This is a genomic window from Streptomyces sp. NPDC088794 (genome assembly GCF_044750545.1).
Lineage (GTDB): Bacteria > Actinomycetota > Actinomycetes > Streptomycetales > Streptomycetaceae > Streptomyces.
Genome location: NZ_JBIVKB010000005.1, coordinates 315827 through 330844, shown reverse-complemented (window position 1 = coordinate 330844; position 15018 = coordinate 315827). Strand labels below are relative to the sequence as shown.

At 70.5% G+C, this 15018-nt stretch carries 12 protein-coding genes and 1 pseudogene; 5 read left to right on the top strand and 8 right to left on the bottom strand.

Features of this window, described 5'->3' with window-relative positions:
• The first annotated feature begins 48 nt into the window (after positions 1 to 48).
• The gene (locus tag ACIP6U_RS16825; RefSeq protein ID WP_401718537.1) at positions 49 to 1239 is read left to right on the top strand and encodes a hypothetical protein; all 1191 of its coding nucleotides are present in this window, start codon (positions 49 to 51) and stop codon (positions 1237 to 1239) included.
• Between the two features lie 41 nt (positions 1240 to 1280).
• Here the strand turns inward: ACIP6U_RS16825 and ACIP6U_RS16820 are convergent, their stop codons facing one another.
• The 3 genes from ACIP6U_RS16820 to ACIP6U_RS16810 all read right to left on the bottom strand — a co-directional run bounded on the left by ACIP6U_RS16820 (position 1281) and on the right by ACIP6U_RS16810 (position 5102).
• Complete coding sequence (locus ACIP6U_RS16820; RefSeq protein WP_401717697.1) at positions 1281 to 2075, bottom strand: class I SAM-dependent methyltransferase; 795 nt, start codon at positions 2073 to 2075, stop codon at positions 1281 to 1283.
• 2 nt (positions 2076 to 2077) lie between these two features.
• Positions 2078 to 4318 carry an MMPL family transporter gene (locus ACIP6U_RS16815; RefSeq protein WP_401717694.1) on the bottom strand — a complete coding sequence of 747 codons (2241 nt, stop codon included), beginning with the start codon at positions 4316 to 4318 and terminating at the stop codon, positions 2078 to 2080.
• Between the two features lie 154 nt (positions 4319 to 4472).
• The gene (locus tag ACIP6U_RS16810) at positions 4473 to 5102 is read right to left on the bottom strand and encodes a TetR/AcrR family transcriptional regulator (RefSeq protein WP_401717692.1); all 630 of its coding nucleotides are present in this window, start codon (positions 5100 to 5102) and stop codon (positions 4473 to 4475) included.
• A 258-nt stretch (positions 5103 to 5360) separates the two neighbouring features.
• On the opposite strand from ACIP6U_RS16810, the gene ACIP6U_RS16805 reads away from it, so the two are divergent.
• From ACIP6U_RS16805 to ACIP6U_RS16795, 3 genes are read left to right on the top strand one after another with little or no spacing between them, the layout of a single operon-like run.
• Positions 5361 to 6680 (top strand): flavin-containing monooxygenase, encoded by a 1320-nt coding sequence (locus ACIP6U_RS16805; protein ID WP_401718534.1) that lies wholly within the window; start codon positions 5361 to 5363, stop codon positions 6678 to 6680.
• Positions 6677 to 7555: an SDR family NAD(P)-dependent oxidoreductase gene (locus ACIP6U_RS16800; protein ID WP_401717690.1), complete on the top strand. Its 879-nt coding sequence runs from the start codon at positions 6677 to 6679 to the stop codon at positions 7553 to 7555. Before ACIP6U_RS16805 ends, ACIP6U_RS16800 begins: the two co-directional genes overlap by 4 nt.
• Positions 7552 to 8964: an aldehyde dehydrogenase family protein gene (locus ACIP6U_RS16795; protein ID WP_401717688.1), complete on the top strand. Its 1413-nt coding sequence runs from the start codon at positions 7552 to 7554 to the stop codon at positions 8962 to 8964. The genes ACIP6U_RS16800 and ACIP6U_RS16795 overlap by 4 nt, the downstream gene beginning before the upstream one ends.
• A gap of 34 nt (positions 8965 to 8998) precedes the next feature.
• Here ACIP6U_RS16795 and ACIP6U_RS16790 read toward each other — a convergent pair whose 3' ends face one another.
• Together ACIP6U_RS16790 and ACIP6U_RS16785 are read right to left on the bottom strand one after the other, a co-directional pair.
• Entirely contained in the window at positions 8999 to 10078 is a 1080-nt protein-coding gene (locus ACIP6U_RS16790; RefSeq protein WP_401717685.1) for an AraC family transcriptional regulator, read from the bottom strand.
• Between the two features lie 119 nt (positions 10079 to 10197).
• On the bottom strand, positions 10198 to 10566 hold the full coding sequence (locus ACIP6U_RS16785) for a hypothetical protein (RefSeq protein WP_401717682.1): 369 nt from the start codon (positions 10564 to 10566) through the stop codon (positions 10198 to 10200).
• On the opposite strand from ACIP6U_RS16785, the pseudogene ACIP6U_RS16780 reads away from it, so the two are divergent.
• Positions 10484 to 11326, top strand: a pseudogene (locus ACIP6U_RS16780) (MFS transporter); the annotation flags it as partial. The gene ACIP6U_RS16785 and the pseudogene ACIP6U_RS16780 overlap by 83 nt on opposite strands.
• Positions 11327 to 11386: 60 nt before the next feature.
• Here the strand turns inward: ACIP6U_RS16780 and ACIP6U_RS16775 are convergent.
• From ACIP6U_RS16775 to ACIP6U_RS16765, 3 genes are read right to left on the bottom strand one after another with little or no spacing between them, the layout of a single operon-like run.
• Positions 11387 to 12256: a carbohydrate ABC transporter permease gene (locus ACIP6U_RS16775; RefSeq protein WP_401717681.1), complete on the bottom strand. Its 870-nt coding sequence runs from the start codon at positions 12254 to 12256 to the stop codon at positions 11387 to 11389.
• Positions 12257 to 12268: 12 nt separating this feature from the next.
• Entirely contained in the window at positions 12269 to 13264 is a 996-nt protein-coding gene (locus tag ACIP6U_RS16770; protein ID WP_401717679.1) for a carbohydrate ABC transporter permease, read from the bottom strand.
• 9 nt (positions 13265 to 13273) lie between these two features.
• Positions 13274 to 14761, bottom strand: a complete 1488-nt coding sequence (locus tag ACIP6U_RS16765) for an ABC transporter substrate-binding protein (protein WP_401717676.1) — start codon at positions 14759 to 14761, stop codon at positions 13274 to 13276.
• Positions 14762 to 15018 lie beyond the last annotated feature (257 nt).

Here is a 15018-nt window from a genome sequence, read left to right as displayed (position 1 = left end):
GCCACGGAAGGCGCGCGCGAAGCCTCGACTGCCGTTCCCTACAAGGACATCCGCGCCTGTCTACGCCACACGATCAGGTACTACGGCCCCGTGCTCGCGCTGTACGGCGTGCTGAAGCTGATCGGCTTCGCCGTCTTCATGTACCTCCTGGACTCCGACGGCGGCTTCCGGACGAAGGACCCGCGCTTCGGCGGCGGCGCCCACGTCTGGGACGTACTGGCCACCTGGGACGGCTGGTGGTACCAGCAGATCGCCGCGCACGGCTACCACCCCGCGCTCGTCCGGATCCCCGGCGCGACCGGACTGATCACCCTCGAAGGCAACTCGGCGGCCTTCTTCCCGCTCTATCCGGCGACGATGCGACTGGTCTCCGACTGCACGGGCCTGGGTCTGTACGGCTCCGGCCTGCTGGTCTCGGTCGTCGCCTCGTTCGCCGCCGCGCTCGGCATCTACGCCGTCACCGCGCGGTTCGGCGGCCGGCGGGCCGGGCTGGCCGCGGCCGGACTGTGGGCTGTGTGGCCCGGCTCCGGCACCGAGTGGTCGGCCTACTCGGACTCCCTCTACATCGCCCTTGCCGTCTGGGCCTGCCACGCCATCATGACCGACCGCTGGCTCACCGCGGGCGTCCTCACCTTCGCCGCGGGACTGGGCCGCCCCACCGCGGTCGCGCTCATCGCCGCCCTCACCGTCGCCGCGCTGCGGACGCTGCACCGCAGTCGGGAGAACCTCACGGGCCCGTGGATCGCGATGGCGATCGCACCGCTCGGGCTGCTCGGCTACCTGCTCTGGGTCGGCGACCGAATGGGCGATCTGGGCGGCTACTTCAAGCTCCAGACCGGCGCCTGGGCGCACACCTTCGACTACGGCGAGCACACCGTCGACGTGTTCGGCTCCATCGCGACCGGCCATTTCGACTACCTGTTCGCGTATCCCCTCGAGGACGTCATCGGCGTGGCCGTCGTCCTGCTGACCGTGCTCCTGCTCCCCCTCCTGATCCGGCTGCGCCCGCCGGCCGTCCTGATCGTCCACACGGTGCTCACCATCGCCCTGGTCCTGGGCAGCCGGCAGATATTCGGGAACGTCTCCCGCTATCTACTCCCGTGTTTCCCCCTCTTCATTCCCCTGGCGATCAAACTCCGTACTCTCGGCCTGCCCACGCTGTGCCTGCTGCTCGGCATCGCGGCCGTCGCGTCGGGGTCGTACGCCGGATACGTGCTGTTCGAGGTGGGGGTCCCGTAGGTGGGGTCCGGACGGTCGTCCCGGCCGGCCCCACGGTCGGGTCAGCCCGGCTTGACCGCCAGCGTCGCAAAATAATGCGACAGGTATTGAGCCGACGCGTCGGACTGGTGCGGTGCTTCCGCGAAGCCGGTGAGGACGAACCCCGCGGCGAGTTGCCCGCCGATCTGGCCGGTGAGGGTGTGGCTGTATTCGAGAGGGGCGTCCGCGCCGAACTTCGTGGCGCGTTCTTCCGCGGAGTACTGCGTCACATCGCTGTAGGGCAGTTTGTGCACGACGATCAGCTCGCCGCGTTCGTCGAGCGCCTCGTGGTCGAACAGGTACACATCGGGGTTGAGGAAGCCCGCGAGCAGAGTTCCGCCCGGTCGCAGGACGCGGAAGCACTCACGCCACACCGGTGCCAGGTCCGGTACGAACAGGTTGGATACCGGATGGAACACGACGTCGAACGCCGCGTCGCCGAAGGCGCCGAGGTCGCTCATGTCGCCCAGGACGGTGCGCAGTTCGAGGTTGTCGCGCGCCGCCACCATCCGGTCCTGGCCGAGTTGGCGGGGTGAGTTGTCGAACACGGTGACCCGCGCGCCCGCGGCGGCGAGGATCGGACCCTGCTGGCCACCGCCGGAGGCCAGGCACAACACGTCCTTGCCGGTCAGGTCCGTCGGCAGCCAGGAGCGGTCTACCGGCTCATGCCCGACGAGAACGATCGACCAGTCGCCCGTGCGGGCGCGCTCGACATCCTCAGTACTCACCGGCCTCGACCACTCGTTGCCGTCCTGGACAGCCTTGTCCCAGGCCGCCCGATTGTGGGCGACAGGGTCGACGACAATGTCGTCCTGCACGTTCAACTCCTTGATTCGGCCAAGCGGACCCTTGCAGTATCGGCCGCGCCATCGCGGAGGCCTTCCTCAAGGCCGGCGCTCTGAAGGCTGCTCCCTTCGACGTCGAGGTCCGGCAGGATCCGGTCCAGCCAGGCCGGCAGCCACCAGGCGCCCCGGCCCGCGAGCGCGAGGACCGCCGGTACGAGGGTCATGCGGACGGCGAAGGCGTCGATGGCCACGCCGACGGCCAGGGCGAACGCGATGGGTTTGATGAGGGAGTCGTCCAGCGGGAAGAACCCGGCGAAGACGGTGAACATGATCAGGGCGGCGGCGGTGACGACCCGCACGCTCTGCCGTGCGCCGTCGACGACCGACTGACGGGCCCGGCCGGTGCGGGCCCACTCCTCGCGCATCCCGGACACGAGGAACACCTCGTAGTCCATGGCCAGTCCGAACAGCACGCCGATCAGGATGATCGGCAGGAAGCTGACGACGGGACCGCTGTGCGGCACACCGAGGGCGTCGGCCAGCCGGCCCCACTGGAAGACGGCGACCACCAGACCCAGCGAGGCGCCCACCGAGAGAAGGAAGCCGACGGCCGCCTTGACGGGGATGACCAGGGAGCGGAACACGATCATCAGCAGGAGCAGGCTGAGGCCGACGACGATGGCGACGAAGGGCAGCAGGGAGTCGCTGAGCCGGTTGGAGACGTCGATGTTGACGGCGGTGGTGCCGGTGACCGCGATCGAGGCGCCGGTGGTGTCGCGGAGTCCGGGCGCGATGTCCCGGATCTCGTGGACCAGTTGATCGGTGCGGACGCTGTCGGGGCCGGAGGCGGGCAGGACGGTGATGACGCTCTGCGTCGGGTCGCTGGTGGGCTGGGCCGGCAGGACGGCCTTGACGTCCTTCAAGGTCCCCAGTTTCGCGGCCACTTGGGCACCGGCTCGTGAACTCTCCGCCGCCGTACCGCCGTTGGTCTCGGCCAGTATGAGCAGGGGGCCGTTGAAGCCGGGGCCGAACTTGTCGTCGATCGTGTCGTAGGCCGTGCGCTGGGTGGAGGCGTGCGGGGCGGAGCCGTTGTCGGGCAGGGCCAGGCGCAGGTCGGCGGCGGGCAGCATGAGGGTGATCAGGATGCCCGCGACGGCGAGCACGGTCAGCAGCGGCTTGGCGATGACCCACTTCGTCCAGCGGGTACCCAGGGTGGTGCGGCCGGTGGTGCCGTCCGCGTCGGTCGCGCGTCGGGCGGCGCGGCTGCCGAGCTCGGGAGCGAGCCGCGTACCGGCGAATCCCGCGATGGCGGGGACGAGCGTGATGGCGGCCAGTACGGCGATGAGGACGGCGCCGGCGGCCCCGAGGCCCATCGTGGTCAGGAACGGGATGCCGATGACGCTCAGCGCGGCGAGCGCGATGATCACGGTGGTGCCGGCGAAGACGACGGCACTGCCGGCCGTGCCGACGGCCAGCGCGACGGACTCCCTGGGGTCGGCGCCGCGGGCGAGTTGTTGTCGGTGGCGGGAGAGGATGAACAGGACGTAGTCGATGCCGACGGCCAGGCCCAGCATCAGGGCGAGCGTGACGGCCGTGGAGGAGATGCTGACCGCGGGCGCGAGGGCGAGCAGCCCGGCCAGTCCTGTGGCCACGCCGATCAGCGCGGGCAGCAGCGCCATACCGGCGGCGAGCAGCGATCCGAACGTGACGACGAGGACGAGCAGCGCCACGGCCACGCCGATGATCTCCGACGGACCGACGTGAACTCCGTTGCTGTTGAAGACGGATCCGCCCACCGATGTCCGCAGCCCGTCCTTCTCCGCCGCGCGGGCCGCGTCCTTGAGCGCGTCCACGGACGACGTACGGACCTCCGCGGTCTGCACGGGGTACTGGACCTGGACGATCGCCGTCGTCCGGTCGGCCGAGACGGCGCCGGAGGACTGCGGGTCGACGACCTCGCCGACCTGTGGCGCCTTCTCGGCTTCGGCCACGGCCCGGGCGATGACCCTCGCGTAGGGCGCCTCGGTGACCCGGCGCCCCTCGGGTGCGCTGAAGACGATCTGGGCGCTCGCGCCCGACGCCTCCGGAAGGGTCTTGCTCAGGCTGTCCAACGCCCGCTGCGACTCGGTGCCCGGCACCGAGAAGCGGTCGTCGAGCTTCCCGCCGAAGACGCTGACGCAGGTGATGAGCGCGGCCAGGACGAAGAGCCATATGCCCAGGACGAGCTTTCGGTGTCGGTAGGCACTGTGGCCCAGCCGGTGCAGCAGGACGGCCATGACGAACTCCCTCGAACGGTGTCGATAGCCCGACTTTATCACCTGCTCAAGTCGAGCGACCAAGTCCATGGACCGTAACGCGTGCGAGGGACCGCACAAACAGGTCAGGGCGCCCTCGTGAGACACGAGGGCGCCCTGTACTGACCGCGTCGACTCAGGGGCACGGCCTGGGTACGGCCACCAGGTCCAGCCGGCCGCCGGCCATCGCCACCACCGCCGACACGAAGGCCTGGAGGCAGGTGTGCTCGGCCTCCTCGTCGGGGAGCGCGAGGTGTTGCAGCGTGAGCCCGTCGAAGCCGGCCAGGAAGAACCGCGCGATCGCGTCCACGGGCTGGGCGAGGGGTCGGCCGGTCCGTTCGGCCGCCTCGGTGATCAGTCGCGCGGTCACCTCGGTCACCCCCCGGTAGTGGGCTTCGAGGGCCTCGCTCAGAGCGGGCGAGCGGAGCGCGAACATGGTCAGTTCCGTGAGGAGTTGATGACTTTCGGGCTGTTCGAGCACCGTCCGCCACAGCGCGGTCACCAGCGCGCTCGCCGTCTCCTCGAACCCTCCGTCGGCCGGTGCGGCCCCCTCGACCTGGGCCACCAGATCCTGCGTGAGCTGCTCCATGACCGCGAGGTACAGCCCTTCCTTCGTACCGAAGGTGTAGTGCACGGTGGCCTGGGCGACTCCCAGCTCGGCGGCGATGGCCCGGGTGCTGCCGGCCGCGACCCCCTCCCGGGTCATGAAGTCGATGGCCGCTTTGATCAGCTGAGGACGGCGCTCGGCCGCGGAGACATGAGCCATGGCACCGACTATAGCCAGGGCGACTCAGTCCCACGAACAAGTCATTCGATCAAGTCGTACGCGCGCAGCCGAACGCCCCGGCCGGACGCCCAGGACGAGCACACTGATCGCGCCGCGGCCGCCGGGGTCCGGTCCTTGGCCGCGCGGGTCAGTTCCCGCCGGACGGCGGCTGCATACGTTTCCTCCACCACCCGCTCCGTGCAGCGGGACGAGCGAGGAGGCGGACCCGTGAGTCAAGACAGTGAGCTCGATACGTGTGTGATCGGCGCCGGACCTGCCGGGCTGGCGGTCGCCAGGGCCCTGGCGGAGCGGAATCTGCCGTACACGCAACTGGAGCGGCACACCGGGCCCGGCGGTATCTGGGACATCGACAATCCCGGCGGTCCGATGTACGAGTCGGCCCACTTCATCTCCAGCAGGACCCTGTCCGGTTTCGGCGGCTTCCCGATGCCCGACCACTTCGCGGACTACCCGCCGCACCGGCAGATCCTGTCGTACCTGCGGTCCTTCGCCGACGCCTACGGGCTGACCGACCGGATCGAGTACGGCGTGGAGGTCACGGACGTCGAGAAGAACGCGGACGGCACCTGGACCGTCACCCGGGCCGACGGCCGGGCGAGCGTGCACGGGCAGGTCGTGGTGTGCACGGGTGCGCAGTGGCACCCCAACATCCCTGAGCTGCCGGGGGAGTTCGACGGGGAGGTCCGGCACACCGTCGACTACCGCAGTGCGGAGGAGCTGCGCGGCAGGCGGGTCCTGGTCGTGGGGGCCGGGAACTCCGGCTGCGACATCGCGTGCGACGCGGCCCGCACGGCCGACCGCGCGGTGATCAGCATGCGGCGCGGGTACTGGTTCATTCCGAAGCACCTGTTCGGGCGGCCCGTGGACACCATCGCCGACAGCGGTCCCCAGCTGCCGATGTGGCTGGCGCAGCGCGTCTTCGGCGGCCTGCTGCGGATCGTCAACGGCGACCCGACGCGCCTCGGGCTGCAGAAGCCGGACCACAGGCTCTTCGAGACCCACCCGGCCATCAACTCCCTGCTGATCCACCACCTCCAGCACGGCGACATCACCGCCAGGCCCGGGATCGCCCGCGTCGAGGGCAGCACCGTGCACTTCACCGACGGCACGAGCGACGACTTCGACCTCGTCCTGCTGGCGACGGGCTACGTCCACAGAGTGCCGGTCGCGCAGCGGTACTTCGGCGACGAGCAGCATCCCGACCTGTATCTGTCGTCGTTCTCGCGCGAGCACGAGGGCCTGTTCGGCATCGGGTTCATCGAGACCAACTCGGGCGCCTATCAACTCTTCGACGCGCAGGCCCAGTTGATCGCCGGGTATCTGCACGACGCGCGGCACCGGCTGCCGAACGCGGAGCGGTTCGCGCAGCTGGTCCGCGCCGACCGTCCGGACCTGTCCGGCGGGCTGAAGTTCGTCGCCTCGCCCCGGCACACGGGCTACGTCGACAGCGGGGCGTTCGTGAAGTACCTCGGCAAGGTGGCACGGCAGATGGGCTGGCGCACCGAGGGCCGGGCACCGCGGGCGCGCTCCCCGCGGCGCGTGGAGGCGACGGCATGAGCCGGTTCGACTTCACCGACAAGGTCGTGCTGGTCACCGGTGGCGCGGGCGGTATCGGCAGTGCGCTGTGCCGCCGCTTCGCCGCCGGCGGCGCCCGCTGTGTCGTCGTCGACATCGACGGGGTCCGGGCCGAGAAGGTGGCCGCGGAGCTGCCGGGCGCCGGGCACACGGGCATCGGCTGCGACCTGTCGGAACGCGCCCAGCTGGAGCGGCTGTTCGGGCAGGTCGCCGACGGCTACGGCCGCCTCGACGTGCTCGTCAACAACGTGGGCATGACCAGCTCGGAGCGTTTCGACGTCCGCAGCGTCGACAGCATCGAGCAGGAGATCAGCCTCAACCTGATCTCCCCGCTGGTCGCGACCAGGATCGCGCTCCCCCTGCTCAAGGCGGCCCGGGACGCCCGGGTGGTCACCACGGTGTCCCTCGGCGGGGTCTTCCCGCTGGGCGAGACCCCGATCTACACGGCGTCCAAGTTCGGGCTGCGCGGCGCGATGCTCGCCATCGGGCTCGATCTGCGGAGCAAGGGCATCCTGGCCGGGTCGGTGCTCCCGTCGGCGACCGACACCCGGATGCTGCGCCAGGAGGCGGTGGACGGCGGGAACTCCATGCAATTCCAGGAACCGCCGCAGCAGCCCGCCGACGTCGTCGCGGCCGTCGTGAGCCTGCTGGACAGGCCCCGCCTGGAGGCCTATCCGCGGGCCGGCGAGTCCCGGCTCGTGCGGTTCGCGATGCTCGTACCGAACCTGCTGCCCAGGCTCTTCCCCCTGTTCCGCAGGCGCGGCGACCGCGGCATGGCCCGCTATCTGGAGGAGCTCCGCCGCCGCGGACTGGCCCGACAGACCGACGGGCGCTGGGAGTTGGTGGAGGAGGCATGACCAGGAACGAGACGCTGCACATCGTCAACCCCGCCACCGGCGAACCGATCACCACCCTCCCCGCCGCGAGCGCCGCCGACGTCACCAAGGCCGCCGAACAGGCCCAACTCACCTACGACACCGGGAAATGGTCCCGGCTGCCGGTCCGCGAGCGAGCCGCCGTACTGCTGCGCCTGGCCGACTTGATGCAACGCGACGCCGAGACCCTCGCACGCCTCGACAGCGAGGACGCGGGCAAGCCGATCACGGAGTGCCGTACGGGCGACGTACCGGGGGCCATCGAGTCGATCCGCTGGTTCGCCGAGGCCGCCGACAAGGTCTTCGGCCGGGTCTCGCCGGGCGGACCCGACGGCCTGGGTCTCGTCACCCGCGAGCCGGTCGGTGTGGCCGCGGCGATCCTTCCGTGGAACTACCCGTTGGCGATGGCGAGTTGGAAGATCGGCCCGGCCCTCGCCGCGGGCAACTGTCTGCTGGTCAAGCCCGCGGAGGCGACCCCGCGCTCGGCCCTGCACCTGGCCGTCCTCGCCGCCGAGGCCGGCCTGCCCGACGGCGTGCTCACGGTCCTGCCCGGCCACGGCGAGGAGGCCGGAGCGGCCCTCGCCCGCGATCCCCTCGTACGGGCACTCTCCTTCACGGGCTCCACCGCCACCGGCCGCCGCATCCTCAAGGCCGCCGCCGACAGCAACTTCAAGCGCGTCTCCCTGGAGATGGGCGGCAAGAGCCCGCAGGTGCTGATGGCCGATGCGCTCTCCTACGGTGACGACCTCATCGCCGACATGATCGAGGCCGCGTTCCTGACGATGGGCCAGAACTGCACCGCCGGTTCACGGGTGTTGGTGCACCGCGCCATCGCCGAGGAGGTCGTGGAACGGTTCACCGCGGCGGCGCGGGAGCTCGTCATCGGCGATCCGGCCGACCCCCGTACCCAGCAGGGACCGCTCATCGACCGCGCCGCCTTCGACCGGGTCGCGGGTGCCGTGGACGCCGCCAGGGCGGACGGAGCCCAGATCCACACGGCGGGACTCCCCCACGGGCTGCCTCCGCGCGGCGCCTACTACCCGCCCACCGTGATCACCCGCGTCCCCGCCGAAAGTGCCGTCCTCACAAGGGAGTTGTTCGGCCCCGTGGTCACCGTCGAGACCTTCGAATCGGAGGACGAGGCGGTACGGATGGCGAACGCCACGGAGTACGGGCTCGCCGCCTCCGTCTGGACCCGCGACCTCGACACCGCGCTGCGGCTGGCCCGTGGCATCGAGGCGGGCGTGGTCTCCGTCAACGCCTACAGCGAGGGCGACATCACCACCCCCTTCGGCGGCTGGAAGCAGTCCGGATTCGGTGGCGCGGAGAAGTCCACGAACGCCTTCGACCAGTGGACCCGGGAGAAGACGGTCTGGATCCGCACCCGTTGATCCCGTCACCGCTCGTCGACCCCGTTCACGTCCGTCACTCGCGGTGCGCCGCCGCCCGGAGCAGTTCCTCCCGCAGTCGGACCGGGGAGGTGCCGTGCCAGCGGCGCACCGCGCGGCGCAGGGCCCGCTCGTCGGAGAAGCCCGCCCGGTGGGCGATGTCACGCAGCGTCAACTCCGGGCGCAGCAGCAGCTGTTCGACGCGCTCCCGGCGTACTCCCTCGGCGAGTGCCTCGTAGGTGGTGCCGCAGTCGGCGAGCCTGCGGCGCAGGGTCCGCTCGCTCGTCGCGTGCCGTCGTGCCTGTTCGCCGAAGGACGGGATCACCGGGAGGCTCTGCGCGACGGAGATCTCCAGCACCTCCAGGAGGTCCTGCTGGTCGGTGCGGGCGGCCAGTTGGGCGTCGAGCGTCTCCAGGGTGGCGGCGTACGTCACCGGGTCGCGGCCGGGCATCCGGGCGCCGGCCCAGGCGGGGTCGACGACGATGCGGTCGGCCGGGGCGCGGAAGCGGACCGGACAGCCGAACAGGGCGCCGTACAGCTCGCGTTGCCGGGGCGGCGGCGCGGAGAACTCCACCACGCGCGGGACGAAGTCCGGGCCGACGGCCAGTCGGGACAGGGTGACCACGGAGGCGAACCCCTCCTCGATCAGGAAGGACGCCACGCTCGGGTCGATGGCGGGGTCGGGCAGGTCGGCGCGCAGGACGAAGGCGCCGTCCTCGTGCACGCCGGTCGACCACACGGTCATCGCGCCGGAGATGTTCTGGTACCTCACCCCGGTCTCGATGGCGTGCCGCAGCGTGTCGGCGGCCAGCAGCGCGAAACCGAGCAGCCCCCACGCGGTCAGGTGCTGGGTCGCGCCGACCTTGAGGCCCAGCCGCTCGTCCCCGGTGAGTTCCAGCGCGCGCTTGATCACCGCGCTGCCCTGCCGGTACGACACCCGCAGCGCGGCGGAGCGCATGAGCGTCTCGTCCAGGCCGACCCGGCCGAGCAGGGGCCGCAGGTCGATGCCGCGTTCGTCGGCGACCATGACGAGGTAGCGCAGGATGTTCGGCTGGATCGTCGCCGACGTGCTGCGGTTGGTCCCCGACGGGTCCGGCGGGGTGGGGGCAGGGAGCATCGCACTCACCTTCTCGTGTGCGCCCACCGTAAGCACCCGGGCGCCGGGGGACGCCGGCCCTGGCCGCCCAGGTCCCCTCAACGGCCCCCGACGTCCTGCGTCCGCCCCGCCACGGCTGACTACGGTCCGTGCATGTCCCTCAGCGCTCCAGGTCGGGTCCAGGCCGGGCGACCCGCCGCGAAGGCCGGTGCCAGCAGGTCGGCGACCCTCGCGTTCGCCGCGCAGGGTGTGTCCGTCGCCGCCGTGTACACGACCGTTCCGGCGGTCACCGAACACCTGCGGCTGCCGCCGCTCCTGACGACCGTCACGCTGGTCGCGGTGGCTCTGACGGCGGGCGCCGGCAGCTTCCTCGGCCTGGCCGCGGTCCGCGTCGCCGGTCCCGTCCCGACGATCCGCGGGGCCCTGGTGACGGCCGCCGCCGCGCTGACGCTGATCGGAGTGGCCCCCGGCCGGACGACCGCGGTCTGCGCGTACGTCGTCTTCGGCATCGCGATCGGTGCCCTCGACGTCGGGATCAACACCCGGGCCGCCGCGATCGAACGCGCCTACGGCCGCAGCGTCTTCGGCTCCTTCTACGCGGCGTGGAGCGTGGGCGGGGTCGTCTCGGCCCTGCTCACCGCCGGGGCGGCCCGGCTGGGCCGGCCCGTGTCCGGCGGTCTGTCCGTGCAGGCGGGCATCCTCCTGGTCGTCGCCTGCTGCCTGCGCACGCACACCCTGCCCGCCGCCGCGGAATCGTCGTCCCCGTCGGCGCAGCCGCCCCTGGGCCGCCGCCTCTGGCTCCGGCTCCTCCCCTTCGGCCTGGTCCTCCTCGTCGTCTACGTCGTGGACTCGACGGTCTCCGCCTGGTCCGCGGTCTATCTGCGCCGGGACCTCGCCGCGTCCCTCGCCGTGGCGCCGATGGCGTACGCGGCCTACCAGGCCGGCACGGTCGCCGGCCGTGCCGCCACCGACCGTCTCGTGCGGAGGTTCGGGGCGGTGGCCGTCGTACGCACCGCCGCCGTGCTGGTCGCGGGTGCGCTGGCGGGCATGGCCGCCGCGCCGACCTGGCCGTTCGCCGTGCTCGCGGCCGGGGCGGTGGGGCTCGGGGCGTCCGTGCTGGCCCCGCTGTGTCTGGCCACCGCGGCCCGGTTGCGGCCCGGCGCCGCGGAGGCCGTCCTGGCGCGCCTGAACCTCTTCAACTACGCCGGTGTCGTCACCGGCGGCGCCGTGAGCGGACTCCTCGGCTCCACCGGCGAGTTCCGCCTGGCCTACGCGGCACCGGCCGCCCTGGCGATGCTCGTCCTGATCGCGGCCCGCCACTTCACCCCGCTACTGCTTGACCGCGCCGGCCAGTCCGTTGATGAAGAACCGCTGCAACACGATGAAGATCGCGACGATGGGCAGCAGGGTGATGACCGACCCCGCGCACACCAGGGTCCAGGCGGTGGAGTTCTGGCCGATGAAGTTGAACATGCCCACCGACAGCGTGTGCAGTTCGGGGCGGGAGAGGGTGAAGACCAGCGGGATGAAGAAGCTGTTCCAGGCGGTGATGCAGGCGAACAGGCCGACGGTCGCCAGCATCGGCCCGGACAGCGGCAGCATGATCCGCCAGAAGATCTGGTGGAAGTTCGCCCCGTCCACGCGGGCCGCGTCCTCGAGGCCCCGGTCGATCGTCGTGAAGTAGCCCATGAAGAGGAAGGTGCCGAAGACCATCCCGCCCGCCGACTGGACGATGACCACCGACCAGAGGGTGTTGAGGAGATGGAGGCGTTGGATCAGGTCGAAGACCGGGATGATCGTGTAGCCGTGCGGCAGGAAGAGCGTCACCCCGACCAGGCCCAGCCAGATCTTCTTGCCGGGGAAGTCGGTGCGGGCCAGGACATAGCCCGCCATCGAGGTGGCCAGCAGCGTGACGACGACCGTCCCCATGGCGAACAGGACCGTGTTGACGAAGAACCGGCTGAAGTCGGCCTGTGTCCAGGCCTCGCTGTAGTTGGACCAGTGGAACTCGTCCGGGATCGGGTTCAGTCCGCCGGAGAAGAAGCCGTCGGTGCTCTTGAGTGAACTGCCCAGCGCCCACAGGAACGGATAGAGCCAGACGAGGCCGCCGCCGAGCAGTGCGAGATAGAGCAGGCCGCGTCGGCCTCGGCGCAGGCTCAACCGCGTTCGGAGGCGGGGACGTTGGGACAGTGTGGACATCGACGTGACCCTTTACTGGTTGGCGGCCGTGCGCCGACGGGTGAGCCGGCGCAGGGCGAGGACCTGTAGCGCGGAGAAGACGATGAGGAGCAGTCCGTAGAGGAACGAGGCCGCGGAGGCCAGGCCGACGTCCGGCTGCGCAGCGGCACCGGCCGAGCCGCCGAACGCCAGGTGGTAGATGTAGGTGTTGACGACCTCGGTGGCGAAGTACGGGCCGCCGCCGGTGAGCACCTGCACCAGGTCGAAGACCTGGAAGCTGCCGATGAACGCCAACACCACGATGACGACGCCGACTTGGCGCAGCATCGGGATGGTGATGCGGAAGAAGGACTGCACCGGCCCGCAGCCGTCGAGCTTCGCCGCCTCGTACAGCTCGGCGGGGATGGTCTGGAGTCCGGCGAGGAAGTAGACGAGGTTGTAGCCGAGGGTGTGCCAGATGCCGATCGCGATGATCACGGCCAGGGCGGTGTGCGGGTCGCCGAGCCAGTCGATCCGCCCGTCGGTCACCCCGGTCTTGGCCAGCAGACTGCCCGCCGAGTCACCGAAGTTGGCGAGCATGAGCTGGATGACGACGCCGACGACCGCCGCCGAGGTGACGACGGGGATGAAGTAGACGGTCCGGAAGAACAGCGCGAACTTCAGCTTCGGGTTGTTCAGTACGAGGGCGAGCGCCAACGCCAGCAGGAGCTGCACCGGGACGAGCACGAACGCGTAGACGAAGGTGTGCTCGACGGCGCCCCAGAAGATGCGGTCGTGCAGGATCTGCCGGAAGTTGGCGAGGCCCACGTAGTCGCCGGGTTCACCGATGCCGTTCCAGCGGTAGAAGGTGTAGCCGAAGGAGGCGATGATCGGGTAGATCACGAAGGCCAGCAACAGCACGGCCATGGGGGCGAGATAGACGTACGACCACGTGGCGGCGCGGATGCGGCGGCCGAGGCCGGGCCGGGGGGCGACCGGTGGTGCGGTGCGGGGCGACAGTTCGCGCCGGCGGGTGGCGAGGAGTGACATGGCGGCGGCTCAGGCCTTCTTCGTGGTGTACGGCTTTGTGGGGTCCCAGTCCGCGAAGACGTAGTCGGACGTGCTGACCTTCTTGCCCTGCTCGGCCACGGCGGCGACCGCGTCGGACAGGAGCTGGAACTTCTTGTCGGCCAGGCTGCTCAACTCACCTTGTACGTCCTTGATCTGGCCGGTGTAGACGCCGGTCACCACGTCGCTGATGTCCGGCTTGGGGACGCTGGGCGCGACGGCGGCCAGTGCCGGGTTGCGCACGAGGGGCACCGGGCCGCTCAGTACCTGCTCGGTCATGCCGACGAAGGCGGCGAAGGGCTTGGAGTCGATGCCGTCCGGGTTGTTGTTCGCGGGGTGCGCGGAGACGCCGTTGAGGTCCTCGACCCAGCGGCGCCCGGCGGCGGGGGACGTCAGCGCGTCCAGCCACTGGAAGGCCTCGTGCGCCTTCTTGGTCTTGGCGGAGACCGCGGCGAAGGAGCCGTTGCCGACCGGGTCGGCGTAGTAGTAGCCCTTCGGCGTCGTGGTGGGCGAGGGCAGGGTGACCAGGCTGTAGTCGGTGAACTTGTGCTGGGTCCACTCGGGTTGGTTCCACACGCCGCCGACGGTCATGCCGAACTTGCCGCGCTCGAAGAACGCGCGGGCCGCTTCGTCGGAGAGGCTGACGGAGTTGGGGTGGAAGAAGCCGCGCTTCTTCCATTCGACGAACAGCTCCAGGAAGTCGGCGTACGCCCGGTCGGTGGCGAAGGTCCACTTCCCGACGCGGTGGTCGAGGCCCGCGCCGGGGAGGGTGGGGGCGCCGCCCGGTGCGCCCGCGCCGCGGACGAACAGGTCCAGCCACCAGGCGAGTACGCCGATGCCGTCGGCGTTGCCGAATCCGAGGCCGTACGACTTGCCGCCGCTCTTCTTGGTGATCGTCTGGGCGGCGCTGGTCACCTCGTCCCAGGTCCTGGGCACCTTCACGCTCCCGTCCGGGTTCGTCAGGCCGGCGGACTTGAAAACACCGTTGTGGACGTAGAGCTGGTACTGCGGGCCCGAGCCCTTCAGCGGGGCCGAATAGACCTTGCCGTCGAAGACGTTGGCGCCTTCCAGGAAGGTGCCCTCGGGGAAGCGCGCCTGCCACTTCGGGGTCGCCCACTCGTCGAGCGGGTGCAGCCAGCCCTTGGCGACCTGCTCGGCGATGCTGGGCACCTGCGGGATCATGAAGACGTCCGGCGGGTTGCCGCTGCGGTTGGCGAGCGCGACCAAGTCGGCGTACTTGGCGTTCTGTTGGGTCGTCTTCTTGACGCCGACCCCGCTGTGCCCCTTCTCGAAGAGGTCGATCTCCTTGTCGACCCAGGGGGCCTGGGTGACGTACCAGTCCCAGTAGGTGAGCGCGTCCGCCGACGAGGAGGACGAGCCGGAGCCGCAGGCGCTCAGGCCGCCGCCCACCGCGAGGGTGCCGGCGCCGAGTGCGGCGGTGCGCAGGAGGGCGCGTCTGGAGACGTTCGACGAAGTCATCTGGTGTTCCTCCGGCATGTAACGTTCACTGAACCGTTTACAGTAACGGGGACGTTAAGGGGGCGCTCCACAGCCGTCAAGAGGTTCGGCAATGCTGGGGAAACTCCGGACAGGCACCCGCACCTGGGCGTAGAGATTCCCGCGCCGGTTGTGTAACTTTTTCATCGGTGTTACTTACATCGGCCGTTCACCGGGGCAAGGAGAAGCAGCGCATGACTCAAGGTCGGGGTTCCGCAGGTCGGGCGACGATCCGTGAC

Bases quoted from the DNA above. Each gene is read 5' to 3' on its own strand.
- ACIP6U_RS16800 (WP_401717690.1), top strand. From the start codon at position 6,677: ATGAGCCGGTTCGACTTCACCGACAAGGTCGTGCTGGTCACCGGTGGC.
- ACIP6U_RS16770 (WP_401717679.1), bottom strand. From the start codon at position 13,264: ATGTCACTCCTCGCCACCCGCCGGCGCGAACTGTCGCCCCGCACCGCA.
- ACIP6U_RS16765 (WP_401717676.1), bottom strand. From the start codon at position 14,761: ATGACTTCGTCGAACGTCTCCAGACGCGCCCTCCTGCGCACCGCCGCA.
- ACIP6U_RS16790 (WP_401717685.1), bottom strand. From the start codon at position 10,078: ATGCTCCCTGCCCCCACCCCGCCGGACCCGTCGGGGACCAACCGCAGC.
- ACIP6U_RS16795 (WP_401717688.1), top strand. From the start codon at position 7,552: ATGACCAGGAACGAGACGCTGCACATCGTCAACCCCGCCACCGGCGAA.
- ACIP6U_RS16810 (WP_401717692.1), bottom strand. From the start codon at position 5,102: ATGGCTCATGTCTCCGCGGCCGAGCGCCGTCCTCAGCTGATCAAAGCG.
- ACIP6U_RS16815 (WP_401717694.1), bottom strand. From the start codon at position 4,318: ATGGCCGTCCTGCTGCACCGGCTGGGCCACAGTGCCTACCGACACCGA.
- ACIP6U_RS16775 (WP_401717681.1), bottom strand. From the start codon at position 12,256: ATGTCCACACTGTCCCAACGTCCCCGCCTCCGAACGCGGTTGAGCCTG.
- ACIP6U_RS16785 (WP_401717682.1), bottom strand. From the start codon at position 10,566: ATGCCGAAGACGACGTACGCGCAGACCGCGGTCGTCCGGCCGGGGGCC.